We start from the raw sequence: 24916 nt of genomic DNA on the forward strand, positions 1-24916 counted from the left end.
AGCCGACGGAGCGTCACCATTTCGTGGCACGTTGCTTACGATGGGTGCTTTTCGTGTGACTACTGCTCCTCTGACGGGGCGCCGGATTGGCTTTCCCGCCTGAGGTGGGGGCAGGATGCTTCCCCAGGGGCTCCGAACGCGGGGCACCCGAAGGGCGCGAGGGTCCGGCGACGGACCCGGGTCACGGGACCGCCGAGGACCCTGGCAGCATCGGCTTCGCTGTGCCCGACAGGCTTTGCCGCGTGGCACCGCCTCAACAGCAAGAAGAACACGGGAGTAACAACATGAACCGCAGTGAGCTGGTGGCCGCGCTGGCCGACCGCGCCGAGGTGACCCGCAAGGACGCCGACGCCGTGCTGGCCGCGTTCGCCGAGACCGTCGGCGAGATCGTCGCCAAGGGCGACGAGAAGGTCACCATCCCCGGCTTCCTCACCTTCGAGCGCACCCACCGTGCCGCTCGTACCGCCCGCAACCCGCAGACCGGCGAGCCGATCAACATCCCCGCCGGCTACAGCGTGAAGGTTTCGGCGGGCTCGAAGCTCAAGGAAGCCGCCAAGGGCAAGTAAGCCTTCGGTTTTCCGCGGAGGGGGTCACCGGGTGCGTCCCGGTGACCCCCTCCGTCGTTTCCGGCGGGCGTCGGCGCGCGGGCGCCCTCAGAACGTGACGTCGCGCAGAGACGCAACGATCGTCGTACGAGGGCCGGGGGTGATTCCCGGGAGGGAAGGGACCGCCAGGAGGGCGCAGCCCGCGGTGAGGGCCGCGGTCGCTCCCGTGGGGGTGTCCTCGATCGCCAGGCAGTCCGCGGGGGAGACGCCGAGGGCCGCCGCGGCGTTCAGGTACGGGTCCGGGTGGGGCTTTCCCCGGGCCGACTCGCCCTCCGCGAAGGAGACATCGAAGCGGTGCCGTCCGAGCGCGTCGAGGACGAGGTCCGCCACATGGCGCTCGGAGGACGTCACGAGCGCCGTGGGGACGCCCAGTTCGCGCGCCCGGTCGAGCAGCTCGAGCGCCCCCGGCTGCACCGTCAGATCCGCCGCCACGGCCTCGGTGAACGCCTTGTCCAGGACCCGCGCCGTCTCCTCCCGCGGGCGGCCGGTCAGTTGGCCGCGTACGAGCAGGTCCGCGGCCGCCGCGATCGTCGCGCCCGCGAACGGGGCCAGGTCCGCCGCGGACGCCAACCTGCCCTCCGCCGCGAGGAATTCCCGTACGACATCGAGCCAGGCGTGCTCCGTGTCGACGAGCGTGCCGTCCATGTCGGACAGGAGGGCTGCGGGGCGGGGGAGCGTGATCAAGGTCGCCTCCACGGCGGGCGATGAACGAGGGCCATACGAACGGGGCGGGTGCCGACTTCGGCACCCGCCCCGCCGGGGGCACCTCCCAGCGGTAGCTGGGGGCGTACAAGCTGAGGAACTAGACGAGCGCGCCGCCCGGCAGTTCGACCTTCGCGCCGAGCTCCATGAGCTTCTCCATGAAGTTCTCGTAGCCGCGGTTGATCAGATCGATGCCGTGCACGCGGGACGTGCCCTGCGCCGCCAGCGCCGCGATCAGGTACGAGAAGCCGCCGCGCAGGTCGGGGATGACGAGATCGGAGCCCTGGAGCTTCGTCGGGCCCGAAACCACCGCCGAGTGCAGGAAGTTGCGCTGCCCGAAGCGGCAGTCCGAGCCGCCGAGGCACTCGCGGTACAGCTGGATGTGCGCGCCCATCTGGTTGAGCGCGGAGGTGAAGCCGAGGCGGGACTCGTAGACCGTCTCGTGGACGATCGACAGGCCCGCGGCCTGCGTGAGCGCGACGACCAGCGGCTGCTGCCAGTCGGTCTGGAAGCCCGGGTGGACGTCCGTCTCCAGCGCTATGGCGTTGAGCGAACCGCCCGGGTGCCAGAAGCGGATGCCCTCGTCGTCGATCTCGAAGGCGCCGCCGACCTTCCGGTACGTGTTGAGGAACGTCATCATCGTGCGCTGCTGCGCGCCGCGCACGTAGATGTTGCCCTCGGTGGCGAGCGCGGCCGAGGCCCAGGACGCCGCCTCCAGACGGTCCGAGATGGCCTGGTGGTTGTAGCCGCCGAGGCGGTCGACACCGGTGACCCGGATGGTCCGGTCGGTGTCCATCGCGATGATCGCGCCCATCTTCTGCAGTACGCAGATGAGGTCCTCGATCTCGGGCTCGACGGCCGCGTTGGAGAGTTCGGTGACGCCCTCGGCGAGCACGGCGGTGAGCAGCACCTGCTCGGTCGCGCCCACGGACGGGTACGGCAGCCGGATCTTGCAGCCGCGCAGCCGCTGCGGGGCCTCCAGGTACTGGCCGCCTTCGCGCTTCTCGATGGTCGCGCCGAACTTGCGGAGCACCTCGAAGTGGAAGTCGATGGGCCGGCCGCCGATGTCGCAGCCGCCGAGGCCGGGGATGAAGGCGTGGCCGAGGCGGTGGAGCAGCGGGCCGCAGAAGAGGATCGGGATACGCGACGAACCCGCGTGCGCGTCGATGTCGGCGACGTTCGCGCTCTCGACGTGCGAGGGGTCCATCACGAGCTCGCCCGGTTCGTCGCCGGGACGGACGGTCACACCGTGCAGCTGCAGCAGGCCGCGCACCACGCGGACATCGCGGATGTCGGGCACGTTGCGCAGCCGGCTCGGCTCGTGGCCGAGCAGCGCGGCGACCATCGCCTTGGGCACGAGGTTCTTCGCCCCGCGGACCCGGATCTCGCCTTCGAGAGGGGTTCCTCCGTGGACGATGAGTACGTCGTCGGTGCCTTTGACGGTCATGTATCTCGCGTTCCGATGAGTCGGGCAGGGGGGCCGAAGGTGCAAGCGTAATGGCCGCACACCCCTGTTCCGGAAGCCCGCGGGCGGTTCGGAACCGTCATGGATTCGCCACAATACGAGCGGTGTCTTCGCAGTTGCGTACGGTCACCGGACGCGCGGGCGTCCCAACGTTCCCCGCGGTCGCCCCGACCCCCGGCTCACCACCGGATACGGGGCGCGTAAGCCCGTACTGCCCCGGTATCTGTCCACCGCGGCCGCGGATGCGGGATCATGTCGACCATGACCGAGGTGTCCTCGCTCACAGGGCGGTTGCTCGTGGCCACCCCCGCCCTGGCGGACCCGAACTTCGACCGCGCGGTCGTCCTCCTGCTCGACCACGACGAGGAGGGGTCGCTCGGCGTGGTCCTCAACCGGCCCACGCCCGTCGGCGTCGGCGACATCCTCGAAGGCTGGGCGGAGCTCGCCGGTGACCCCGGCGTGGTCTTCCAGGGCGGACCCGTCTCCCTCGACTCCGCCCTCGGCGTGGCCGTCATCCCCGGTGAGGACGGTCCGCTCGGCTGGCGCCGGGTGCACGGGGCGATCGGACTCGTGGACCTGGAGGCCCCGCCGGAGCTGCTCGCGGCGGCACTCGGCTCGCTGCGGATCTTCGCCGGGTACTCGGGCTGGGGCCCGGGCCAGCTGGAGGACGAGCTGGCCGACGGTGCCTGGTACGTCGTGGAGTCCGAGCCGGGGGACGTCTCCTCGCCGGTGCCGGAGAAGCTGTGGCGGGCGGTGCTGCGGCGCCAGCGCAGCGAGCTCGCGATGATCGCCACGTATCCCGACGACCCCTCGCTCAACTGAGGCGGGGTTGACGCGCGGGGGTGTTCGGTCGAGGGCTTCGGTAGCCTCAAGGTATGAGCACTCTTGAGCCCGAGCGCGGCGCAGGTACGGGGACCCTCGTAGAGCCGACACCCCAGGTGTCGCACGGCGACGGAGACCATGAGCGCTACGCCCACTACGTCCAGAAGGACAAGATCATGGCGAGCGCGCTCGACGGCACCCCCGTCGTCGCGCTCTGCGGCAAGGTCTGGGTCCCGGGCCGCGACCCGAAGAAGTACCCGGTCTGCCCCCTGTGCAAGGAGATCTACGAGTCCATGGGGGACAACGGCGGCAAGGACAAGGACGGCAAGGGCGGCGGCAAGAAGTAGCCCGTCCCGCCGGACCTTTGCGAGTTGTACGGCCCCTGGTGCGCTGCGGTGTGCCGGGGGCCGACTGCGCCCACGCGGCCCACGCCGCCCGCGCGGCCCACGGTGCGCCGGGCGGCGGCCGTCAGCTCGCGGCCCACACGGCCATTCCCGCGGTGACAAGGCAGTTCACCGCGCCGACGACGGCGAACCGGCCCGAGGCCGGGAGGCCGCGGATGCCAGGAGCGAAGGCGACGGCGGCGAGCACGGCAGCCCAGACCGCGCCGACCCCTGCCAGGGTCATGAGCAGGTCGCCGACCGGCTCGCCCGCCGCCGCTCCCCAGACCATGGCGAGCCCGAGAAGCACGACCGCACAGGCAACGGGCAGCAACGACGCGGCCCAGAACACGGCACCCAGCAGGATCAGCCCCGGATTCCCGCGGTACGAGGGGCGCGGCCGCAGGGGCGACGGGTAGTACAGCTCGCGCAGCCCGGGCGGCATGGGGCGGGGTGCGGTGGCGGGGACGGCCGGTCGGTTCATGGCGTGTGCTCCGTTGCTGCTCGCCGGTGGGGCGGTGAGGGCGGTGACCCTCTGCGTACGGCCAGCGTGGTGCGCGCGGGACGGGCGGGCATGAGTAGGGGCACTCAGGTGCGCGGCGCCGGGGCACTCAAGCCGGGGCGTGCGGCACCGGGACATATTCAGCCTCGTTGTGTATGCCATCTACGTGGCAGGGTCGGACGTATGACGACTGCCGAGGAACTCCCGACCCTCATTCCGCAACCGCGCACCTACCGCTGGGGCATGGGCGGTTGGTACACGCTTGACGCCGAAACGGTCCTGCACGCCCACCCCGGGACCGAGGGCGTGGCGCGCTGGCTCCGCGCCACCGTCGGCGCCGCGACCGGGCTGCCGCTGGACCCCGGGGCGGACAGCGACTTCGCGATCACGCTTCTCGTCGACGAGGACCTCGCGCCCGAGGCGTACCGCCTGACCGTCGAGGCGTACACCGGTGTCCGTATCGAAGGCGGCAGCGCCGCGGGTGTGTTCTGGGGTGCGCAGACCTTCCGGCAGCTGCTCGGACCCGCGGCCTTCCGGCGCGCGCCCGTGGAACGGCGTGCCGAGTGGGCCGTGCCCATGGTCGTCGTCGAGGACGAACCCCGCTTCGGATGGCGCGGCATGATGCTCGACGTCTCCCGGCACTTCATGCCCAAGGACGGCGTCCTGCGCTACCTGGATCTGATGGCCGCGCACAAGCTCAACGTCTTCCACTTCCACCTCACCGACGACCAGGGCTGGCGCATCGAGATCAAGCGCCATCCGCGGCTCACCGAGGTCGGGGCCTGGCGGTCGCGGACCAAGTACGGGCACCGCGCCTCCCCGCTGTGGGAGGACAAGCCGCACGGCGGCTTCTACACGCAGGACGACATCCGCGAGATCGTCGCGTACGCGCGCGAGCGGCACATCCGGATCGTGCCGGAGGTCGACATCCCGGGGCACTCGCAGGCCGCCATCGCCGCGTATCCCGAGCTCGGCAACCGCGATGTCGTGGACACCGAGGCGCTGGACGTCTGGGACACGTGGGGAGTGACCCCGAATGTGCTCGCGCCCTCCGAGGACGTACTCCGCTTCTACGAGGGCGTGTTCGAGGAGATCCTCGGCCTCTTTCCCGAGGAGGTCTCGCCGTTCGTGCACATCGGCGGCGACGAGTGCCCCAAGGAGCAGTGGAAGCAGTCGGCGTTCGCGCAGGAGCGGATGCGGGAGCTGGGGCTCAAGGACGAGGACGAGCTGCAGTCGTGGTTCATCCGGCACTTCGACACCTGGCTGACCGGGCGCGGGCGCCGGCTCATCGGCTGGGACGAGATCCTGGAGGGCGGGCTCGCGGAGGGCGCCGCGGTCTCCAGCTGGCGCGGGTACGCGGGCGGGATCGCCGCCGCCCAGGCCGGCCACGACGTCGTCATGTGCCCCGAGCAGCAGGTGTACTTGGACCACCGGCAGGACGGGGGCGCCGACGAGCCCATGCCGATCGGCTACGTACGCACGCTGCAGGACGTCTACCGCTTCGAGCCCGTGCCCCCGCAGCTCAGCGAGGCGGAGGCCGCACATGTGCTCGGGACGCAGGCGAACCTGTGGACCGAGGTGATGGAGAGCCAGGCGCGCGTGGACTACCAGGCGTTCCCGCGGCTCGCGGCCTTCGCGGAGGTCGCCTGGAGCGCGCTGCCGCCCGGTCCCGAGCGCGATGTCGCGGACTTCGAGCGGCGAATGGGCGCGCACTACGCCCGACTTGAGGCGCTCGGCGTCGATTTCCGGCCGCCCGGCGGCCCGTTGCCGTGGCAGCGGCGGCCCGGCGTGCTCGGACGCCCGATCGAGGGGGCGCCCCCGAACGTGTGAGGCGAGCACGGTCCGCAACTCCCGGGGGTGCGGCCCTGGGAGGGTGGGCGCCCGGCCGCCGCAGGCGTCCCGCGCGGGCGTCCGCGGAGGGCGGTACGGGCTGGTCGACCATGCCCTATGAAATCCGGGCATTGCGCGAATTCCCGTACGAAAGGGTCCTACTGGACCCCCGCGTCGGTGGGCCCGGAAGATGTGCCAGAGTTGCCACGTCCGGCCAGTGAGCACGTACCGTACGGCGCAGTAGATACACGCTGGCTCGTGAGTCGGACACGGGAAGGGGCAGCCGGTCTTGACCACACAGGCTCCGCAGGTGGCGCAGTCCGTGACGTTGCCGACCTCGCTCGACGAGGCGGTCGCGGCACTCTCCGCCATGCCCGCCGCCGTGCCCGTGGCCGGCGGCACCGATCTGATGGCCTCGGTGAACAAGGGCCTGCTGCGGCCCGCGTCCCTCGTCGGTCTCGGCCGGATCGCCGAGATCCGCGGCTGGCAGTACCAGGACGGGCACGCCCTGCTCGGCGCCGGACTCACCCACGCCCGCATGGGCCGCCCCGACTTCGCCGCACTGATCCCCGCGCTCGCGGCCGCCGCCCGCGCGGCCGGACCGCCCACGATCCGCAACGCGGGGACGCTCGGCGGCAACATCGCCACCGCCGCCCCCTCCGGCGACTCGCTCCCGGTGCTCGCCGCGCTCGAAGCCACCCTCGTCGTCGCCGGACCTGACGGCGCGCGCCGCGAAGTGCCCGTCTCGCATCTCCTGGCCGGAATGGAGCGGCTGCGCGGCGGCGAACTGATCGGTTTCGTACGGGTTCCGCTGCTGCACGCCCCGCAGGTCTTCCTCAAGGCGACCGGGCGCACCGGCCCCGGCCGCGCCCTCGCCTCCGTCGCCCTCGTGCTCGACCCCGCGCGCCGCGGGGTGCGGTGCGCGGTGGGGGCCGTGGCGCCGATGCCGCTGCGTCCCCTGGAGGCCGAGCGCTGGATCGCCTCGCTCATCGACTGGGACGCGGACCGTGCGCTCGCCCCCGAGGCACTGCACGCCTTCGGCGACTACGTGGCCGCGGCCTGCATCCCCGACCAGGCGCCCGACGGCACCCCGCAGGAGCTGCCGCCCGCCGTGCAGCAGCTGCGCCGCACGGTCGCCGTCCTGGCCCGGCGGGCTCTGGGGAGGGCGCTGGCATGAGCGGCAGTGACGGCAGCGGTGTGCCCGGGGTTCCCGGGTACGGCGGCAACGGATACGGCGCGGGGGACGCGTACGGAAGCGGGCACGTGAGCAACGGGCAGACGGGCGAGGGCCCGTACGGGGACGGCGCCTACGGTGACGGCACCTACGGTGACCCGGCCCACGGCGACGGCGAGTACGGGCACGGCGGCTGGCAGCCCACCAGCCAGGGCGACTACGACGCCGACGCGACGGCCTTCGTCTCGCTCCCCGAAGGGCTCGCCGACACCCCGCTCGCGGCGCCCGGCGGCAGCTTCGTACCGCCTCAGATCTCCGTGGTGCCCGGTGCGGCGGCCGATCCGGCGGCGACCGGTACCTTCGTGATCCCTTCGCTGGTGCCGCAGATGAACGCGGAACCGGCGGCGCCCGAACCCGCGCCCGCCCCGGTGCGGTGGCCCGAGCCCAACGCGCCGCAGGAGCCCGCGCCGCGGCACGAGGCCGGGATGACAGGGCAGTGGTCGTTCACGCAGGGGGCCGACGGGGAGCAGCCCGCGGCCGCCGACGCGGGGGCGCACGGCCAGGTCACCGGACAGTGGTCCATTCCGCTCGCGCAAGGCGATCTGCCGGACGAATCGGGCGAGTTCACCCAGTCCGCGCTCGTCGACCAGTGGGCCGAGCGCGCCCCCGCGAAGCTGCCCGGTGGCGCCTCGGCGCCTTGGGTGCGCGTCGAGGAGCCCGCGGCCGCGGAAGCGCAGGCGCCGGGGGACTCCGGCGGACCGGACACTTCGGACGGCGGGGCGGAGCAGCCCGCGGCCCCCGAGGCGGAGGCCACTCAGCCCGCGGACCAGCCCGCCGACGAGCCCTCCGATCAGCCCGACGCCGCGTCCTCCGTCCTCGACGCCGACGATCCGGCCGCCCCCTCCGCACCTCCCTCCGCCTTCGGCGACGAACACCCCCTCGCCTCCTACGTCCTGCGCGTGAACGGCGCCGACCGCCCCGTCGCCGACGCCTGGATCGGCGAATCGCTGCTCTACGTGCTGCGCGAGCGCCTCGGTCTCGCGGGCGCCAAGGACGGCTGCTCGCAGGGCGAGTGCGGGGCGTGCGCGGTGCAGGTCGACGGCCGGCTCGTGGCCTCCTGCCTGGTGCCCGCCGCGACGGCCGCGGGCGCCGAGGTCCGTACGGTCGAGGGTCTCGCCGAGGACGGACAGCCCTCGGACGTGCAGCGGGCGCTCGCCGCGAGCTGCGCCGTGCAGTGCGGCTTCTGCGTCCCGGGCATGGCGATGACCGTGCACGACCTGCTCGAAGGCAACCCGCAGCCGAGCGAACGCGAGGCCCGCCAGGCGCTGTGCGGCAACCTCTGCCGCTGCACCGGCTACAAGGGCGTGCTCGAAGCGGTCAAGGACGTCGTCGCCGAACGCCAGGCGTCCGCCCCCGACGAGGACGACCAGGCCCGCATCCCGCACCAGGCACCCCCCGGTGCCGGCGGTGTGAACTATCCGCAGGACGGAGGGCCGGCGTGAGCGGTGAGACCGTGGTGACCGAGGAGAAGCTGCACGGGCTCGGTGCCTCGCTGCCGCCCGCCGACGCGCGGGCGAAGACCGAGGGCACCTTCCCGTACGCCTCCGACCTGTGGGCCGAAGGGCTCCTGTGGGCCGCGATCCTGCGCTCCCCGCACCCCCACGCCCGTATCACCGCGATCGACACCTCCGGCGCCGAGAGCATGCCGGGTGTGCACGCGGTCGTCACGCACAAGGATGTGCCCGGGGACGCGGCGCACGGTCGGCGGATCGCGGACCGTCCGGTGTTCGCCGCGGAGGTCGTACGGCACCACGGCGAGCCGATCGCCGCGGTCGCCGCGGACCACCCGGACACCGCGCGGATGGCCGCGGCGGCGATCGTCGTCGAGTACGAGATGCTCGAACCGGTCACCGACCCCGAACAGGCCTTCGCGGCCGAGCCGTTGCACCCCGACGGCAATCTGATCCGGCACATCCCGCTGCAGTACGGGGACGCCGAGGCGACCGGCGAGATCATCGTCGAGGGCCTCTACCGCATCGGCCGCCAGGACCCCGCGCCGATCGGCGCCGAGGCCGGTCTCGCCGTGCCGCGCCCCGACGGCGGCGTCGAGCTGTACGTCGCCTCCACCGACCCGCACTCCGACCGCGATCTGGCCGCCGCCTGCTACGGGCTCGAACCCGACCGCGTGAAGGTCGTCGTCACCGGTGTCCCCGGCGCGACCGCCGACCGTGAGGACCCCGGCTTCCAGCTCCCGCTCGGCCTGCTCGCGCTGAAAACCGGCTGCCCGGTCAAGCTCACCGCGACCCGCGAGGAGTCCTTCCTCGGCCACGCCCACCGCCACCCGACCCTCCTGCGCTACCGCCACCACGCGGACGCCGACGGCCGCCTCGTCAAGGTCGAGGCGCAGATCCTGCTCGACGCTGGCGCCTACGCCGACGCCTCCGCCGAGTCCCTCGCCGCCGCGGTCGCCTTCGCCTGCGGCCCGTACGTCGTGCCGCATGCCTTCATCGAGGGCTGGGCGGTGCGCACCAACAACCCGCCGTCCGGACACGTCCGCGGCGAGGGCGCGCTCCAGGTCTGCGCGGCGTACGAGGCCCAGATGGACAAGCTGGCCGCGAAGCTCGGCGTCGACCCGGCCGAGCTGCGGCTGCGCAACGTCCTGGCGACCGGGGACATCCTGCCCACCGGCCAGACCGTGACCTGCCCGGCCCCGGTGGCCGAACTCCTGCGCGCCGTCCGGGACTTCGAGCTCCCGCCCCTGCCCAAGGACACTCCGGAGGAGGAGTGGATCCTGCCCGGCGGCCTCGAAGGCGCGGGCGAACCCGGCGCTGTGCGCCGCGGTGTCGGCTACGCGCTCGGCATGGTGCACATGCTCGGAGCGGAAGGCGCCGACGAGGTGTCGACCGCGACCGTGAAGGTCCAGGACGGCGTCGCGACCGTGATCTGCGCGGCCGTCGAGACCGGCCAGGGCTTCTCCACGCTCGCCCGCCAGATCGTCCAGGAGACCCTCGGCATCGAGGAGGTCCACGTCGCGGCGGTCGACACCGACCAGCCGCCGGCCGGCGCGGGCTGCCGCAGCCGTCATACGTGGGTGTCCGGCGGAGCCGTCGAACGCGCCGCGAAGATGGTGCGCACCCAGCTCCTGCAGCCCCTGGCCCACAAGTTCGGGATGTCGACCGAGCTGCTCCAGATCGCCGACGGCAAGATCACCTCGTACGACGGTGTGCTCTCCACGACCGTCACCGAGGCCATGGACGGCAAGGAGCTCTGGGCCACCGCCCAGTGCCGCCCGCACCCCACCGAGCCGCTGGACGAGACCGGACAGGGCGACGCCTTCGTGGGCCTGGCCTTCTGCGCGATCCGCGCGGTCGTCGACGTGGACGTCGAGCTCGGCTCGGTCCGGGTCGTCGAACTCGCCGTCGCGCAGGACGTCGGCCGGGTCCTCAACCCGGCGCAGCTCGCGGCCCGTATCGAGGCCGGAGTCACCCAGGGCGTCGGCGCTGCGCTCACCGAGAACCTGCGCACCCCCCGCGGTGTGATCCGCCACCCCGACCTCACGGGATACGCGCTCCCCACCGCGCTCGACGCCCCGGACATCCGGATCGTCAAGCTGGTGGAGGAGCGCGATGTGGTCGCCCCGTTCGGCGCGAAGGCCGCCTCGGCCGTCCCCGTCGTCACCGCGCCCGCCGCGGTGGCGGGAGCGGTGCGCGCGGCGACCGGACGGCCGGTGAACCGGCTGCCGATCCGCCCGCAGGCGGCGGTGGCGGCGCCCACGGGCTGAGCCGGCGGGGTTCTAGAACTGGCCGATCACATACGACCCGGCCGGGTTCCGGACCGCGACGTTCAGCCGGTTCATCGCGTTCATGAGCGCGATCAGCGAGACGAGCGCGACCAGCTCGTCCTCGGTGAAGTGCTTGCTCGCGGCGTCCCACACCTCGTCCGGCACCCCGCCCGCCGCGTCCGCGACCCGGGTCGCCTGCTCGGCCAGCTCCAGGGCGGCCCGCTCGGGCTCCGTGTAGACGGTCGCCTCGCGCCAGGCCGCGACCAGCTGGATACGGACCGCGTCCTCGCCCTCGTGCGCGAGGTGCTTGGTGTGGATGTCGACGCACATCGCGCAGCCGTTGATCTGGCTGACGCGCAACGCGATGAGCTCCTGGAACGCGGTCGACAGCGGCGAATCGCTGATGATCTTCCCCGCCGAGACGAGGTGCTTGAGGAACTTCGCGCCGTGCTCGTTGCCGAACAGGTCGAGACGTGCGGTCATGACGGGCTCCCTGGTGATGGCCTGAATACTGCTCCTGGCTGCTTGCACTCATGGGATGCCGCAGGCCCCGCGCCTGTGACAGGGCGGCCGGAATCGCCCCGCGGGCCCGGTCTACAGTGACCGCATGGAAACGGTCGTGATCGAGGGCGAAGGGCTCGTGCTGCGGGAGTGGCGCGACGAGGATCTGGCTGCCATGTGCAAGATCTTCGACAACGAGGACGTCGCCCGGTTCACCCCGATCCCCGTGCCCTTCGGGCCCGTCGAGGCCGAGGCGCACCTCGCGAAGGCGCGCGAGCGCCGCGCCGCGGGGACGCATCTGCGGCTCGCGGTGACCACCGACGGCGAACTGCCGCTCGGCGAGGTCATGGTGAACCTGGAGGCCGGCACGGCCGGGTACGCGATCGGCCCCGAGTACCGCGGCCAGGGCCTCGCCGTACGGGCCACCCGGCTGCTCACCACGTACGTCCACGAGGAGCTGGGCGTCCGCGGGATCCGGCTGCAGATCGACGAGGACAACGCGGGGAGCTGCGCCGTCGCGCGGGCCTGCGGCTACCGCCTCGTCGAGGACGAGGGCGAGTGGATCGAGTCCAAGGGCCGGCGCGTGCTGCTCACCAGCTGGCTGCACGAGGGGGCGGCTTGATCGTCCGCGAGCTGCGGACGCCCAGGCTCCGCCTGCTGCCCCTGAAGCCCGAGCACGCGCCCGAGATGGCGCAGGTGCTCGGGGATCCCGCGCTGCACACGTTCATCGGCGGCGCCCCTCAGACCGAGGAGCAGCTGCGGGCACGTTACGAGCGATGGGCCACCGGCTCCCCGGATCCGCAGGTCACCTGGTGCAACTGGGTGGTCGAGCTGGCTGCCCGGCGGCAGCTGGTCGGCGCCGTGCAGGCGACGATCGGTCCCGCGCCGGAGCACCTCGACGGATACGAGGCGTCGGCCCGTATCGCGGAGATCGCCTGGACCGTGGGCACGCCGTGGCAGGGGCGGGGGCTGGCCCGTGAGGCGGCCTGCGCGCTGGTCGTGGCGCTCGCCCAGGAACCGCTGGCCGCCGTGATCGCCCATGTGCACCCCGACCATCACGCGTCCGCGTCCGTTGCGGCCGCGGCCGGACTCGCCTCCACGGATGTCGTGCACGACGGGGAGATCATGTGGCGGCTCGAACTCACCGAGGGGCGGACCGGGCGCCGGGCGATGAGTTTGCGGGGCGCCGACGGTCCACCCCTCTGAGAGGGCCGACCGGCCCTGCGTCCCCAGGAGGCGTCATGGCGACACCGCAGAAGATCACCACCTTCCTCTGGTTCGACACCCAGGCCGAAGAGGCCGCGGAGTTCTACACCTCGCTCTTCGCCGACTCGAAGATCACCGAGGTGCAGCGGTACGGAGAGGCCGGTCCGGGTACGCCCGGCACGGCGATGGTCGTCGCCTTCCAGCTGGCCGGCCAGCAGTTCACGGCGCTCAACGGCGGCCCGCAGTTCACCTTCACCGAGGCCATCTCGCTGTACGTGGACTGCGAGGACCAGGAGGAGGTCGACCGCCTCTGGGGCGCGCTGACGGCCGACGGCGGCGAGGAGAGCCAGTGCGGCTGGCTCAAGGACCGCTACGGCCTGTCCTGGCAGATCATCCCGAAGGAACTGCCCGGCCTCCTCTCCGACCCGGACCCCGAGCGGGCGGGCCGGGCGATGCAGGCCATGCTCAAGATGCAGAAGATCGACGTGGCGGCGCTGCGGGAGGCGGCGGACGGCGGGTGAGCCCCTGCCGTATGGAGAGCGTGGCGGGAATCGAACCCGCGTCACTGGATTTGCAGTCCAGCCCCTCAACCACTCGGGCACACGCTCCTGTTGATGTCCTCGACGGTAGGACGGCGTGAGGGCGCCGGCCAAGGGATCGGGCGGGGCTGCAACATGACTGCCATGCCGCGTTCATGATGCGGGGTGGCATGAGCGGGCGTGTGCGCGGGGCGCAGGCCTAGGACCAAGGGACCAGGAGGGTCCCGCCGCTGGTCAGGGGCGGTTGTCAGTCGCGGCCCGTACGGTTTGCGCATGGCAGCAGTCGACTCGCGCACCGCGGCGCCCCCGACCCTGAGCACCCCGGATGAAGGGGTGCTCGGCCGGCGTCTGCGCGCGCTCAGCATCGGCATCGTCTCGGTCGTCGTCCTCATCGCCTTCGAGGCGACCGCGGTCGGCACCGCGATGCCGGTGGCGGCCCGGGAGCTGGACGGCGTCGCGCTCTACGGCTTCGCGTTCTCGGGTTACTTCACCACCTCGCTCTTCGGCATGGTCCTGGCCGGCCAGTGGGCCGACCGGCGCGGACCGCTCGGAGCGCTGGCGGCGGGGATCGGCGCCTTCGCGGCCGGGCTGCTCCTGTCCGGCACGGCGGGGGCGATGTGGCTGTTCATCGCCGGGCGCGCGGTGCAGGGGCTCGGCGGCGGTCTGGTGATCGTCGCGTTGTACGTCGTCGTCAGCCGGGCGTATCCCGAGAAGCTGCGGCCCGCGATCATGGCCGCGTTCGCGGCGGGCTGGGTGGTTCCGGCGATCGTGGGCCCGCTGGTCGCGGGCACCGTGACCGAACACCTGGGCTGGCGCTGGGTGTTCCTCGGCATCCCCGCCCTGGTCGTGCTCCCGCTGCTGCTCGCGCTGCCGGCGATCCGTACCACCGCGGGCGGACCGCCCCAGGACGCCCCCGTGCGTTTCGAGGCCCGCCGGATCCGGCTCGCGCTCGGCATCTCGCTCGGCGCGGGACTCCTGCAGTACGCGGGGCAGGATCTGCGCCTCCTGTCCGTGCTGCCCGCCGTGGCGGGCGCCGCGGTCCTGGTGCCGTCGGTCCTCGGTCTCCTTCCGCGCGGCACGTTCCGCGCGGGCCGCGGGCTGCCGTCCGTGGTGCTGCTGAGGGGCATCGCGGCCGGTTCGTTCATCGCGGCCGAGTCCTTCATCCCGCTGATGCTCGTCTCACGCCGCGGCCTCTCCCTGACCATGGCCGGTCTCGCGCTCGCGGTCGGCGGCGCCACCTGGGCCTTCGGCTCCTACCTGCAGTCCCGCCCACGCCTCGAACACCGCCGCGAGCCGCTGGTCCGCACCGGCATGGTCCTGGTGACCACCGCGATAGCCGCGGCCCCGACCGTCCTGATCGAGTCCGTTCCCGTGTGGATCGTCGCGGTCGCCTGGGCCTGGGGCTGCTTCGGCATGGGCCTGGTGATCTCCTCCACCAGCGTGCTCCTGCTGAGCCTCTCGGCGCCCTCGGAGGCGGGGGCGAACTCGGCGGCGCTCCAGATATCCGACGGCCTGTCCAACGCCCTGCTGCTCGCGGGCGGCGGCGCGGCCTTCGCCGCGCTCGGCGGGGGCGCGCTGTCGGGGCACGGAGCGGACGCGGCCACCGGCGGGCCCGCCACCGCCTTCGCCTCGGTGTTCGTGCTGTCGGTGCTCGTCGCGGCCGTGGGGATATGGGTGGCGGGACGGCTCCGCACGCCCGCCCGCACCGTGTGACCCATGTCGCACCCCGGTCCGACCCGGCTCGGTCACCCCGGCCCGAAACACCCGCACCGGTAAGGTGGCCCGGTTGTCATACGGAGCCCAGACCCGTCCGCCGGCTCCCGACCGTCGACCGTCAGACGCAGCCGACCGCCGAACCCGGAGACCGTGACTACCACCGCCACCAGCAGCTCGCACCACCTCTCACCCGCCTTCCCCGGCCGTGCCCCCTGGGGTACCGCCAACAAGCTGCGGGCCTGGCAGCAGGGGGCCCTCGAGCGGTATGTGCAGGAGCAGCCGAGGGACTTCCTGGCCGTCGCCACCCCCGGCGCCGGCAAGACGACCTTCGCGCTGACGCTCGCGTCCTGGCTCCTGCATCACCACGTGGTGCAGCAGGTGACCGTCGTCGCTCCGACCGAGCACCTGAAGAAGCAGTGGGCGGACGCGGCGGCGCGGATAGGGATCAAGCTGGACCCGGAGTACAGCGCGGGCCCGCTCAGCAAGGAGTACCACGGGGTCGCCGTGACCTACGCGGGCGTCGGCGTGCGGCCCATGCTGCACCGCAACCGCGTCGAGCAGCGCAAGACCCTCGTGATCCTCGACGAGATCCACCACGCCGGTGACTCCAAGTCCTGGGGCGAGGCCTGCCTCGAAGCCTTCGAGCCCGCCACGCGCCGCCTCGCGCTGACCGGTACGCCGTTCCGCTCCGACACCAACCCGATCCCCTTCGTGCAGTACGAGGAGGGCAGGGACGGCATCCGGCGCTCCAGCGCCGACTACACGTACGGCTACGGCAACGCGCTCGCCGACAGCGTCGTGCGGCCCGTCATCTTCCTCTCGTACAGCGGCAACATGCGCTGGCGCACGAAGGCCGGCGACGAGATCGCCGCGCGGCTCGGCGAGCCCATGACGAAGGACGCGATCAGCCAGGCCTGGCGCACCGCGCTCGACCCGCGCGGCGACTGGATGCCGAACGTGCTGCGCGCCGCCGACCAGCGCCTCACCGAGGTCCGCAAGTCCATCCATGACGCGGGCGGGCTCGTCATCGCCTCCGACCAGGACTCGGCGCGGGCGTACGCGAAGCTGATCCGCGAGATCACCGGCACCAAGGCGACCGTCGTGCTCTCCGACGACACCGGCGCCTCGAAGCGGATCGACGACTTCAGCGAGGGCACCGACCGCTGGATGGTCGCGGTCCGCATGGTGTCCGAAGGCGTCGACGTACCGCGTCTCGCCGTCGGGGTGTACGCGACGACCATCTCGACCCCGCTGTTCTTCGCACAGGCCGTCGGCCGTTTCGTACGGTCGCGGCGCCGCGGCGAGACCGCGTCCGTGTTCCTGCCCACCATCCCCGACCTGCTCGGCTTCGCCAACGAGATGGAGGTCGAGCGCGACCACGTGCTCGACAAGCCGAAGAAGGACGGCGAGGAGGACCCGTACGCGGAGTCCGAGGCCGAGATGGACGAGGCCAACAAGGAGCAGGACGAGGACACCGGCGAGCAGGACATGCTGCCGTTCGAGGCCCTCGAATCCGACGCCGTCTTCGACCGGGTGATGTACAACGGCGCCGAGTTCGGCATGCAGGCCCATCCCGGCAGCGAAGAGGAGCAGGACTACCTCGGCATCCCCGGGCTGCTCGAACCCGACCAGGTCGAGCTGCTGCTCCACAAGCGCCAGCAGCGGCAGATCGCGCACAGCCGCAAGAAGCCCGCCGAGGAGGCCGATCTCCTGGAGATGCCGGCCGAGCGGCGTCCGGTCGTCTCCCACAAGGAGATGCTCGAACTGCGCAAGCAGCTCAACACGATGGTCGGCGCGTACGTCCACCAGTCCGGCAAGCCGCACGGCGTGATCCACACCGAGCTGCGCCGCACGTGCGGCGGCCCGCCGAGCGCGGAGGCCACGGCCGGTCAGCTGCGGCAGCGGATCGCCAAGGTGCAGGAGTGGGCCACGCGAATGCGGTGAGGGGCGCGCCGCGTGTGCGGGCCGGACCGCCGCGTATCGCCGCGTCTGCCGGACCGGACCGCTGCGTATCGGCGCATTCGGGACCTTGGCCGCCGGCGGCCGGGACCTTCGCCCGGCGGGCCGGGACTTCTGCCGGTCCACAGGCGCTTACGCGATCATTACGTTGGTGTGCGGGCCGGCCGTTCCGCCGTCGGCCACCCGGCCGACCGAGGTCCCGCAGCCATGACGTACCGCCCGAAGCACCGCAGGACCGCAGCGTTCGCGCTGTGCGGCGCGGCCGCCGTGGCGATCCTCCTCGCCTCGCCGCTGCTGCCGGGACTTTGGACTGTCGCGGGCGCGCTCCTGATCCTCGCGATCGGCGCGGCGATGGTGGTGGCCGGGCGCGGCTAGGGGAACGCCGCCGGACCCGCCGGACCCGCCGGACCCGACAGACTCGCCGGACGCACGGCGCGAGTCCGCTCGACCGCGCCCCCGGAATCCGGGCCAACCGGTACGCACCACCCCGACCCGCAGCCCCAGGTGCCCGGATTCTGGACGGAGTCTTCCGCTGAGCGGACCCGCTCGCTAATGTCCCGGCAACGCACACGCCCCGTGGCAGCGCCGCCGCGGAGCGCAGCCGGTGCGGGTGCCAGCCCGCCGGGGGAGTCAGGCCTCCGGTGGCGCCGATGACCGGCGGCCTCTGGCGCGCGTCGCCGACGGGAACGGCGACGGGGTCATCCCGCTCTCGCCGCGCCCAGGCCGTCGCAACTCACCTTAAGGAGAGGGCGTCGTGACCGCGGAGACCTCCCAGACGCTCGACCGGGGCCTACGGGTCCTCAAGCTGCTCGCCGACACGGACCACGGACTGACCGTCACCGAACTCTCCACGAAGCTCGGGGTCAACCGCACGGTCGTCTACCGTCTGCTGGCCACGCTCGAACAACACGCCCTGGTGCGCCGCGACTTGGGCGGCCGCGCCCGGGTCGGACTCGGGGTGCTCAGCCTCGGCCGCCAGGTGCACCCGCTGGTGCGCGAGGCCGCGCTGCCCGCGCTGCGCTCGCTGGCCGAGGACATCGGCGCCACCGCCCACTTGACGCTCGCCGACGGCTCTGAGGCCCTCGCGGTCGCGGTCGTCGAGCCGACCTGGACCGACTACCACGTCGCGTACCGCACCGGCTTCCGGCACCCGCTCGACCGCGGCGCCGCGGGCAAGGCGATCCTCGCCGCCCGCCAGAGCGTCGCCGCGGAGCCCGGATTCACGCTCACCCACGGCGAGTTGGAGGCCGGGGCGAGCGGCGCCGCGGCACCGCTGCTCGGGGTGACCGGCATAGAGGGCAGCGTGGGCGTCGTCATGCTGTCCGACTCCATACCGGAACGCGTCGGGCCCCGGGTCCTGGACGCGGCCCGCGAGGTCGCCGACGCGCTGCGGTGACGGACTTCAGGGGCGCGGTCCGCCGTGTGGTCTGCTGGGAGGACGTGCAGCGCCGTACTCCAGGAGCCCCCGTGACCTCCCTTGACCTGACCGCCGACGTGGTCGCCCTGACCCGCGCCCTGGTCGACCTTCCTTCGGAGAGCGGCGCCGAGGGGCCGCTCGCCGACGCCGTCGAGTCGGCCCTCGCCGCGCTGCCGCACCTCACCGTCGAGCGGCTCGGGCACACCGTCGTCGCCCGCACGGAGTTCGGCCGCCCCGAGCGCGTGCTCGTCGCCGGTCACCTCGACACGGTCCCGGCCGCGGGAAATCTGCCCTCGCGCCTGGAACAGGACCGGGTGTACGGACTCGGCGCCTGTGACATGAAGGGCGGCGTCGCGGTCGCGCTGCGCCTCGCGGCCCAACTCACCGCTCCCGCACGGGACATCACGTACGTCTTCTACGAGTGCGAGGAGGTCGAGGGAGAACGCAACGGACTGCTCCGGCTCGCCACGCACCGCCCCGCACTCCTCGCCGCGGACTTCGCGATCCTGATGGAGCCGTCCGACGCGGGCGTGGAGGCCGGCTGCCAGGGCGTGCTCCAGGCCGACCTCGTGGTCCGCGGCACCCGCGCCCACACCGCCCGCGCCTGGACGGGCGTGAACGCGGCGCACCGCGCGGCCGCGATCCTGCAGCGCCTCGCCGACCACACGCCCGAGCGGGTGCTGATCGACGGTCTGGAGTACCGCGAGGGGCTCAGCGCGGTGGCCGTACGGGCCGGGGTGGCGGGCAACGTCGTCCCCGACGAGTGCGTGATCACTGTCAACGCCCGCTTCGCGCCGCACCGTTCGCCGAAGGAGGCCGAGGACTACGTACGCGGCCTCTTCGATCCCGCCTCGTACGACGACTTCGTGGTGACGGACGCGGCGCCGGGCGCCCTGCCCGGCCTCGACCGCCCGGCGGTCGCCTCCCTGATCTCCTTCCTCGGCGCGGCCCCACGCCCCAAACTCGGCTGGACCGACGTGGCCCGCTTCACCGAACTCGGCGTCCCCGCCCTGAACTTCGGCCCGGGCGACCCGACGCTGGCGCACACGGCAGGGGAGTTCGTGCCGGTGGCGCAGCTGCGGGAGTGCGAGCGGACGCTCGGCGAGTGGTTGCGGTAGAGGCCGCGGCGGGCGGTCGTCCACGCGGGCGCCGGGCGGCGCGGTCCGCTCACATCCCGGATCTGTCCGGTCCCGGTCTGTCCGGCAGGGCTCACTCTGCCGTGAGCACCTCGACGCCGAGTGCCCCGAGCTGCCCGATGACCGGATCCTCGCGATCGGCGTCCGTGATGAGGCCGGTGACCTCGGTGAAGGGCAGGACGCGGTAGCGCGAGGCCGCGCCGATCTTCTCGGACGAGGCGAGGACGTAGGTGTCCGCGGCCCGTGCGGCGAGTGCGCGCTTCATCGCCGCCTCCTCGGCGTCCCCGGTGGTCAGGCCCGCCTCCGGGTGCACACCGGTGACGCCGAGGAGGCAGAGGTCGGCGGTTACGTTCTGCGCGGCCTCGACGGCGGCGGCGCCGCACGTGACCGCCGAGTGCTTGAAGACGCGCCCGCCCAGCAGGAACAGCTCCGCCTTGGGGTGGCCGAGCAGGGCCGCCGCGATCGTCGGGCTGTGTGTGATCACCGTGCAGGTGAGTTCCCTGGGCAGGGCGCGGGCGACGGCGAGGGCGGTCGTACCGCCGTCGAGGATCAGCGTGCCGCCCTGCGGCACGAGTGCCGCCGCCACCGAGGCCACCTTCCGCTTGCCGTCCGGGGCCACGCTCTGGCGAGCTCCGTAGTCCACGACCGCGGGCGATACGGGCAGTGCGCCGCCGTAGACCCGCTGGCAGCGTCCTTCGGCGGCGAGCTCGCGCAGGTCGCGCCGCACGCTGTCCTCGGAGATGCCCAGGTCGGCGGCGACGTCCTTGGCGACGATCTTCCCCTCGTCGGTCAGCAGGGCGAGCAGGTGATCGCGCCGTTCAGCGGCCAGCATTCGCATTCTCTCCTGTTCTTGCACGTTTCTGCGTGTATCGTAGCGCGCCATGGAGCACGACGCCGCACTTCCCGGCAGCCCTCACCCCACCCTTCATGCCGGCACCCCTCGCCTCGGCACCCCTCACCTCAGCACCCTTCGCCCCGGTGTCGACGCCCCCGACCACCGCGGCCGCACCGGCCTCGACCGGGCCGGGCGGGACCTCGACCGCAATCCCGGCGTCGTGATCCGCGAGGTCGAGCTGACCTCTCAGGGCTGGCACGTCCTGCGCCGCACCACGTTCGACTACCGCCGCCGCGACGGACGCTGGGAGACCCAGGCCCGCGAGACCTACGACCGGGGCAACGGCGCGGTCGTCCTGCCCTACGACGCCGAGCGGGGCCGTGTCCTGCTCAGCCGCCAGTTCCGCTACCCGGCCTACGTCAACGACCACCCCGACGGCCTGCTCATCGAGGCGGCGGCCGGGCTGCTCGACGAGGACGACCCGGTCACCGCGATCCGGCGGGAGAGCGCCGAGGAGCTGGGCGTGCACCTGGGCCCGCTCGTCCACATCCTCGACGCCTACATGAGCCCCGGCTCCGTCACCGAACGCCTGCACTTCTTCGCGGCGCCGTACACCCCGGCCGACCGTACGGGGGACGGCGGCGGCCTGGCGGAGGACGGCGAGGACATCGAGGTGCTCGAACTGCCCTTCACCGAGGCCCTCGCCATGACCCGGGACGGACGCATCAGCGACGGCAAGACGATCATGCTCCTGCAATGGGCGGCCCTGGACGGCCCGTTCGCCCCCGCGGCGGCCGCCCGCTGAACGCGGCCCGGATCGACGGCACAATTGGGACATGACCGTCACCGTCCGCACCGTCCACGACGTGGCGGGGATCGCCGCCGTAGCCGACTTCTTCAGCGACATCTGGCAGACCCCGCACACCGCACCGCCCTACCCCGCGGAGGTCCTGCACAGCCTGGAGCACGCGGGCGGCGCCGTGCATGCGGCGTACGACACGAGCGGCACCCTGCTGGGCGCGGCGGTCGCGGTCTTCGGTGAGCCGGACTCGTACGACAGCTACTCCTTCGTCGCGGCCGCCCGCACCAGTGACCGCGGTGTCGGCCTGGCCGTGAAGCGGGCGCAGCGCGACTGGGCCGTGCAGCGCGGGGCGCGCACCATGCGCTGGACCTTCGACCCGCTCGTCGCGCGTAACGCCCGCTTCAATCTGGTCAAGCTCGGCGGGCGCGGCACGGAGTACCTCGTCGACTTCTACGGTCCGATGGCCGACGGCCTCAACGACGGCGACGAGAGCGACCGCCTCACCATCACCTGGGACCTGACCGCCCCGGAACCCGAAGGACCCGGCGCCGAGCCCCCGCCCGCCGGCGAGGTGCTCGCCACCGCACCCGACGGCGACCCCCTCGCGTACCGCTCGCAGGACACCCTCCGGTGCCGCGTCCCGGACGACATCGTGAAGCTGCGCGCCGCCGAGCCGGAGCTCGCGCTGCGCTGGCGGCACGCGGTGCGGGAGGTCTTCACGGAGGCCTTCTCGCAGGGGTACGAGGCCACGGCGATGACGCGCGACGGCTGGTACACCCTGAGCCCGCGAGGAGCCCTGGCGTGAAGCTCGAACGCGTGGAACTCCTGCACGTGGCCCTCCCGCTGGTCACCCCCTTCCGCACCTCCTTCGGCACGATGACCACGAAGGACACCTTCCTGCTGCACGTCGTCACGGACGAGGCGGAGGGCTGGTCGGAGTTCGCGGCCGACCCCACGCCCGACTACTGCTCGGAGTTCGTCGCCGGCGCCGAGATCGTCATCCGCGACTTCCTGCTCCCGCGCATCGCCGCCCTGCCCCGCCCCACGGCCGCCGCGCTCGCGCCGGTGATGGCGCAGGTCAAGGGACACGAGCTGGCCAAGGCGGCCGTGGAGACGGCCTTCCTCGACGCGGAGCTGCGGTCGTACGGGATGTCCCTGGCCACCTTCCTCGGCGCGGTCCGCGACCGGGTGCCCGCGGGTGTGTCCGTGGGCATCAAGGACTCCGTCCCGGCGCTGCTCGACGACGTGGAGCGCTATCTCGCCGAGGGGTACGTCCGGATCAAGCTCAAGATCGAGCCCGGCTGGGACGTCGAGCCCGTACGGGCCGTGCGCGAGCGCTTCGGCGACGCGCTGCCGCTCCAGGTCGACGCCAACACGGCGTACACCCTGGCCGACGCCGAGCAGCTGCGGAAGCTGGACGCGTACGGGCTGCTGCTCATCGAGGAGCCCCTGGAGGAGAACAACCTGCACGCGCACGCCCTGCTGCAGCGGCGCATCGGTACGCCCGTGTGCCTGGACGAGTCGCTGCACCACGCGCGCGACACCGCGTCGGCCATCGCGATGGACGCGTGCCGGGTCGTCAACGTGAAGCCCGCGCGGGTCGGCGGCTACCTGGAGGCGCGGCGCCTGCACGATGTGGCGGCGGCGCACGGGGTGCCGGCGTGGGTCGGCGGGATGCTGGAGACAGGGATCGGGCGCGCACCCAACCTCGCGCTGGCGGCGCTGCCCGGGTTCACGCTGCCGGGGGACACGTCGGCCTCCAGCCGGTACTTCGCCGAGGACCTCACCGAGCCGTTTGTCCTGGAGGACGGCCACCTTCCTGTACCGACGGGGCCGGGGATCGGGGTGGCCCCTGCCCCCGATGCGCTGCGGAGGTTCGGTACGGGGCGGCGCGACCTGTACGTCAGCTGACCGCCCTGGGGCGGTATCGCGCCCACGCCCACGGTGCTGCCGACGACCGCGTTAGATTGACCCCGTGCTCAAGAGCCTCAGCCGTCGCACGGCCATCGTCCTCAGCGCCCTCCCCGTGGTGGCGCTGCTCGCCGTCGCCGCTCTCGCGCCGCTGCCGTTCACCGTGGCGCAGCCCGGGGGGACCGCGGATGTGCTCGGGGAGCACGACGGGAAGCCGGTGATCACCATCGAGGGCGCGCCCGTCAAGGACACCGACGGCGAGCTGCGGATGACCACGATCCTCGCGACCGGCCCCGACGCGTCCGTGGACCTCGGCGACGTCGTCGACGGCTGGTTCCGTACCGACCGTGCGGTCATGCCGCGCGAGGCGGTCTACCCGTCGGGCGACAACGTCAAGGAGATCGAGCGGCACAACGCGGCCCAGATGAAGGAGTCGCAGAACGCCGCGGTCGACGCGGCCCTCGCCTACCTCGGCAAGGACTCCGACGACATCAAGGTCGACCTGGAACTCGCCGGCGTCGGCGGGCCGAGCGCCGGCCTGCTCTTCTCCCTCGGCATCATCGACAAGCTCGACGGCAACGGCGCGGGCGGCGACCTGACGGGCGGCCGCACCATCGCGGGCACGGGCACGATCGACGCGGACGGCAAGGTCGGCCCGGTCGGCGGGGTCTCCCTCAAGACCCAGGCCGCCAAGCGCGACGGCGCCACGGTCTTCCTGGTCCCGAAGGCCGAGTGCTCCGACGCGAAGGCGGAACTGCCGAAGGACCTCCGGCTGATCCCGGTCACGACCCTCGACCAGACGGTCGAGGCGCTGCGGGCGCTGGACAAGGGCGGGGACGTTCCCAGCTGTTGAGGATCTCTAGCTGCTGAGCGCGGCGGCCGGGCGCGCCGGTACGGCGAGGCGCAGACCCACGTGGACGAGGGTCCAGCCGAGGCGGGCCCGCAGGCCGGTCGCTGTCCCGGCTGTCCCGGACTCCGGCTCCGCGCCGGGGAGTTCGGTGGTGCGCTGCCGGTGCAGGTAAAGGTGCGCTTCGGGTGTCACTTCGAGTTCTCCTCGTCAGTACGCGGAAACGCGTGCAGGTGGACGCGGTAGGGGCGCTCGCCCGGATCGAGCCGACCGGGAACGGCGGCCTTGTAGCTTTCGATGATCGCTTCCAGCTTCTCGTTGAGTTCCCGGGCGAGTTCGGGCGTGAGGTGCAGGTTCCAGTCGCTGATGTTGGAGGCTCCGCGCCAGTCCTCCGGCACGTCGTGGAAGCCGCCGATGAACGTGGAGAGTTCGCGGGTGTGCGCGTCGGCCTGGAGGTGGACGAGGGTGTTGACCGCGCCCCGTACCGCAGGGTCGGGGTCGTACAGCAACTCCTCGTTCGTACGGGTCCCTTGGTGCACCGCCCGCCACCACCGCTCGCGTCCCTTCCCGCGTTCCGGGGCGTCCTCGACGAACCCGTGCGTGGCGAGCTGCCGCAGGTGATAGCTGGTCGCCCCGCTCGACTCGCCCAGCCGGCCGGCGAGCTGGGACGCGGTGGCCGGGCCGAAGCGCCGCAGCGCGTCGAGCAGCTGCATCCGCAGCGGATGGGCAAGGCCGCGCAGGGAGCGCGGGTCGAGTTCGCGGATCTCGGGGTTCTCGGGGTTCTCG

The 24916-nt window shown here is 72.7% G+C and carries 26 protein-coding genes and 1 tRNA gene; 19 read left to right on the forward strand and 8 right to left on the reverse strand.

The features are described 5' to 3' along the window. Window positions 1–284: 284 nt before the first annotated feature. The gene (locus ACIBI4_RS20595; protein ID WP_016645140.1) at window positions 285–566 is read left to right on the forward strand and encodes an HU family DNA-binding protein; all 282 of its coding nucleotides are present in this window, start codon (window positions 285–287) and stop codon (window positions 564–566) included. 87 nt (window positions 567–653) lie between these two features. Here the strand turns inward: ACIBI4_RS20595 and ACIBI4_RS20600 are convergent, their stop codons facing one another. Further along, window positions 654–1289 (reverse strand): HAD family hydrolase, encoded by a 636-nt coding sequence (locus ACIBI4_RS20600; protein WP_399205386.1) that lies wholly within the window; start codon window positions 1287–1289, stop codon window positions 654–656. 118 nt (window positions 1290–1407) lie between these two features. Beyond that, a complete protein-coding gene (murA, locus tag ACIBI4_RS20605) occupies window positions 1408–2754 on the reverse strand; it encodes a UDP-N-acetylglucosamine 1-carboxyvinyltransferase (RefSeq protein WP_399205387.1) in 1347 nt (448 codons plus the stop codon). Window positions 2755–3033: 279 nt separating this feature from the next. Here murA and ACIBI4_RS20610 point away from each other — a divergent pair, with 279 nt between their 5' ends. Next, window positions 3034–3594, forward strand: a complete 561-nt coding sequence (locus ACIBI4_RS20610; protein WP_399205388.1) for a YqgE/AlgH family protein — start codon at window positions 3034–3036, stop codon at window positions 3592–3594. Between the two features lie 53 nt (window positions 3595–3647). Then, window positions 3648–3941, forward strand: a complete 294-nt coding sequence (locus ACIBI4_RS20615; RefSeq protein ID WP_399205389.1) for a DUF3039 domain-containing protein — start codon at window positions 3648–3650, stop codon at window positions 3939–3941. 121 nt (window positions 3942–4062) lie between these two features. Here ACIBI4_RS20615 and ACIBI4_RS20620 read toward each other — a convergent pair whose 3' ends face one another. Further along, the gene (locus ACIBI4_RS20620) at window positions 4063–4458 is read right to left on the reverse strand and encodes a hypothetical protein (protein ID WP_399205390.1); all 396 of its coding nucleotides are present in this window, start codon (window positions 4456–4458) and stop codon (window positions 4063–4065) included. Window positions 4459–4659: 201 nt separating this feature from the next. Between ACIBI4_RS20620 and ACIBI4_RS20625 the strand changes: the two genes are divergently transcribed. The 4 genes from ACIBI4_RS20625 to ACIBI4_RS20640 all read left to right on the forward strand — a co-directional run bounded on the left by ACIBI4_RS20625 (window position 4660) and on the right by ACIBI4_RS20640 (window position 11261). Further along, complete coding sequence (locus tag ACIBI4_RS20625; protein ID WP_399205391.1) at window positions 4660–6306, forward strand: beta-N-acetylhexosaminidase; 1647 nt, start codon at window positions 4660–4662, stop codon at window positions 6304–6306. 289 nt (window positions 6307–6595) lie between these two features. Continuing rightward, window positions 6596–7483 (forward strand): FAD binding domain-containing protein, encoded by an 888-nt coding sequence (locus tag ACIBI4_RS20630; protein WP_399205392.1) that lies wholly within the window; start codon window positions 6596–6598, stop codon window positions 7481–7483. Continuing rightward, a complete protein-coding gene (locus ACIBI4_RS20635; RefSeq protein WP_399205393.1) occupies window positions 7480–8982 on the forward strand; it encodes a 2Fe-2S iron-sulfur cluster-binding protein in 1503 nt (500 codons plus the stop codon). Before ACIBI4_RS20630 ends, ACIBI4_RS20635 begins: the two co-directional genes overlap by 4 nt. Further along, entirely contained in the window at window positions 8979–11261 is a 2283-nt protein-coding gene (locus ACIBI4_RS20640; protein ID WP_399205394.1) for a xanthine dehydrogenase family protein molybdopterin-binding subunit, read from the forward strand. Before ACIBI4_RS20635 ends, ACIBI4_RS20640 begins: the two co-directional genes overlap by 4 nt. A gap of 12 nt (window positions 11262–11273) precedes the next feature. On the opposite strand, the gene ACIBI4_RS20645 is transcribed toward ACIBI4_RS20640, so the two are convergent. Next, the gene (locus ACIBI4_RS20645; protein WP_399205395.1) at window positions 11274–11744 is read right to left on the reverse strand and encodes a carboxymuconolactone decarboxylase family protein; all 471 of its coding nucleotides are present in this window, start codon (window positions 11742–11744) and stop codon (window positions 11274–11276) included. A 124-nt stretch (window positions 11745–11868) separates the two neighbouring features. Here ACIBI4_RS20645 and ACIBI4_RS20650 point away from each other — a divergent pair, with 124 nt between their 5' ends. From ACIBI4_RS20650 to ACIBI4_RS20660, 3 genes are read left to right on the forward strand one after another with little or no spacing between them, the layout of a single operon-like run. Further along, window positions 11869–12384, forward strand: coding sequence for a GNAT family N-acetyltransferase (locus ACIBI4_RS20650; protein WP_399205396.1), 516 nt, complete (start codon window positions 11869–11871; stop codon window positions 12382–12384). Next, window positions 12381–12968 (forward strand): GNAT family N-acetyltransferase, encoded by a 588-nt coding sequence (locus ACIBI4_RS20655; RefSeq protein WP_399205397.1) that lies wholly within the window; start codon window positions 12381–12383, stop codon window positions 12966–12968. Before ACIBI4_RS20650 ends, ACIBI4_RS20655 begins: the two co-directional genes overlap by 4 nt. A 35-nt stretch (window positions 12969–13003) precedes the next feature. Further along, the gene (locus ACIBI4_RS20660; protein ID WP_399205398.1) at window positions 13004–13489 is read left to right on the forward strand and encodes a VOC family protein; all 486 of its coding nucleotides are present in this window, start codon (window positions 13004–13006) and stop codon (window positions 13487–13489) included. Between the two features lie 12 nt (window positions 13490–13501). Here ACIBI4_RS20660 and ACIBI4_RS20665 read toward each other — a convergent pair. After that, window positions 13502–13576, reverse strand: a tRNA-Cys gene (locus tag ACIBI4_RS20665). Between the two features lie 204 nt (window positions 13577–13780). On the opposite strand from ACIBI4_RS20665, the gene ACIBI4_RS20670 reads away from it, so the two are divergent. From ACIBI4_RS20670 to dapE, 5 genes are all read left to right on the forward strand, one after another. After that, window positions 13781–15220, forward strand: a complete 1440-nt coding sequence (locus tag ACIBI4_RS20670) for an MFS transporter (protein ID WP_399205399.1) — start codon at window positions 13781–13783, stop codon at window positions 15218–15220. Window positions 15221–15373: 153 nt separating this feature from the next. Next, a complete protein-coding gene (locus ACIBI4_RS20675; RefSeq protein ID WP_399205400.1) occupies window positions 15374–17167 on the forward strand; it encodes a DEAD/DEAH box helicase in 1794 nt (597 codons plus the stop codon). Window positions 17168–17389: 222 nt separating this feature from the next. Further along, the gene (locus ACIBI4_RS20680) at window positions 17390–17557 is read left to right on the forward strand and encodes a hypothetical protein (protein ID WP_399205401.1); all 168 of its coding nucleotides are present in this window, start codon (window positions 17390–17392) and stop codon (window positions 17555–17557) included. A gap of 379 nt (window positions 17558–17936) precedes the next feature. After that, window positions 17937–18578 carry an IclR family transcriptional regulator gene (locus tag ACIBI4_RS20685; RefSeq protein WP_399205402.1) on the forward strand — a complete coding sequence of 214 codons (642 nt, stop codon included), beginning with the start codon at window positions 17937–17939 and terminating at the stop codon, window positions 18576–18578. A gap of 71 nt (window positions 18579–18649) precedes the next feature. Next, window positions 18650–19717 (forward strand): succinyl-diaminopimelate desuccinylase, encoded by a 1068-nt coding sequence (gene dapE, locus ACIBI4_RS20690; RefSeq protein WP_399205403.1) that lies wholly within the window; start codon window positions 18650–18652, stop codon window positions 19715–19717. A gap of 91 nt (window positions 19718–19808) precedes the next feature. On the opposite strand, the gene ACIBI4_RS20695 is transcribed toward dapE, so the two are convergent. Further along, window positions 19809–20567: a DeoR/GlpR family DNA-binding transcription regulator gene (locus ACIBI4_RS20695; protein ID WP_399205404.1), complete on the reverse strand. Its 759-nt coding sequence runs from the start codon at window positions 20565–20567 to the stop codon at window positions 19809–19811. A 49-nt stretch (window positions 20568–20616) separates the two neighbouring features. Between ACIBI4_RS20695 and ACIBI4_RS20700 the strand changes: the two genes are divergently transcribed. From ACIBI4_RS20700 to ACIBI4_RS20715, 4 genes are all read left to right on the forward strand, one after another. Further along, a complete protein-coding gene (locus ACIBI4_RS20700; RefSeq protein WP_399205405.1) occupies window positions 20617–21375 on the forward strand; it encodes an NUDIX domain-containing protein in 759 nt (252 codons plus the stop codon). Window positions 21376–21406: 31 nt separating this feature from the next. Continuing rightward, window positions 21407–22177 (forward strand): chorismate synthase, encoded by a 771-nt coding sequence (locus ACIBI4_RS20705; RefSeq protein WP_399205406.1) that lies wholly within the window; start codon window positions 21407–21409, stop codon window positions 22175–22177. Continuing rightward, entirely contained in the window at window positions 22174–23283 is a 1110-nt protein-coding gene (menC, locus tag ACIBI4_RS20710) for an o-succinylbenzoate synthase (protein ID WP_399205407.1), read from the forward strand. The genes ACIBI4_RS20705 and menC overlap by 4 nt, the downstream gene beginning before the upstream one ends. Window positions 23284–23347: 64 nt before the next feature. After that, window positions 23348–24136, forward strand: coding sequence for a S16 family serine protease (locus tag ACIBI4_RS20715; protein ID WP_399205408.1), 789 nt, complete (start codon window positions 23348–23350; stop codon window positions 24134–24136). A gap of 6 nt (window positions 24137–24142) precedes the next feature. Here the strand turns inward: ACIBI4_RS20715 and ACIBI4_RS20720 are convergent, their stop codons facing one another. Both ACIBI4_RS20720 and ACIBI4_RS20725 read right to left on the reverse strand, forming a co-directional pair. Next, window positions 24143–24325, reverse strand: a complete 183-nt coding sequence (locus ACIBI4_RS20720) for a hypothetical protein (RefSeq protein WP_399205409.1) — start codon at window positions 24323–24325, stop codon at window positions 24143–24145. After that, the gene (locus ACIBI4_RS20725) at window positions 24322–24894 is read right to left on the reverse strand and encodes an ArsR/SmtB family transcription factor (RefSeq protein ID WP_399205708.1); all 573 of its coding nucleotides are present in this window, start codon (window positions 24892–24894) and stop codon (window positions 24322–24324) included. Before ACIBI4_RS20725 ends, ACIBI4_RS20720 begins: the two co-directional genes overlap by 4 nt. Window positions 24895–24916: the final 22 nt, after the last annotated feature.

Source organism: Streptomyces sp. NPDC050418, assembly GCF_044458745.1.
Classification (GTDB): Bacteria; Actinomycetota; Actinomycetes; order Streptomycetales; family Streptomycetaceae; genus Streptomyces.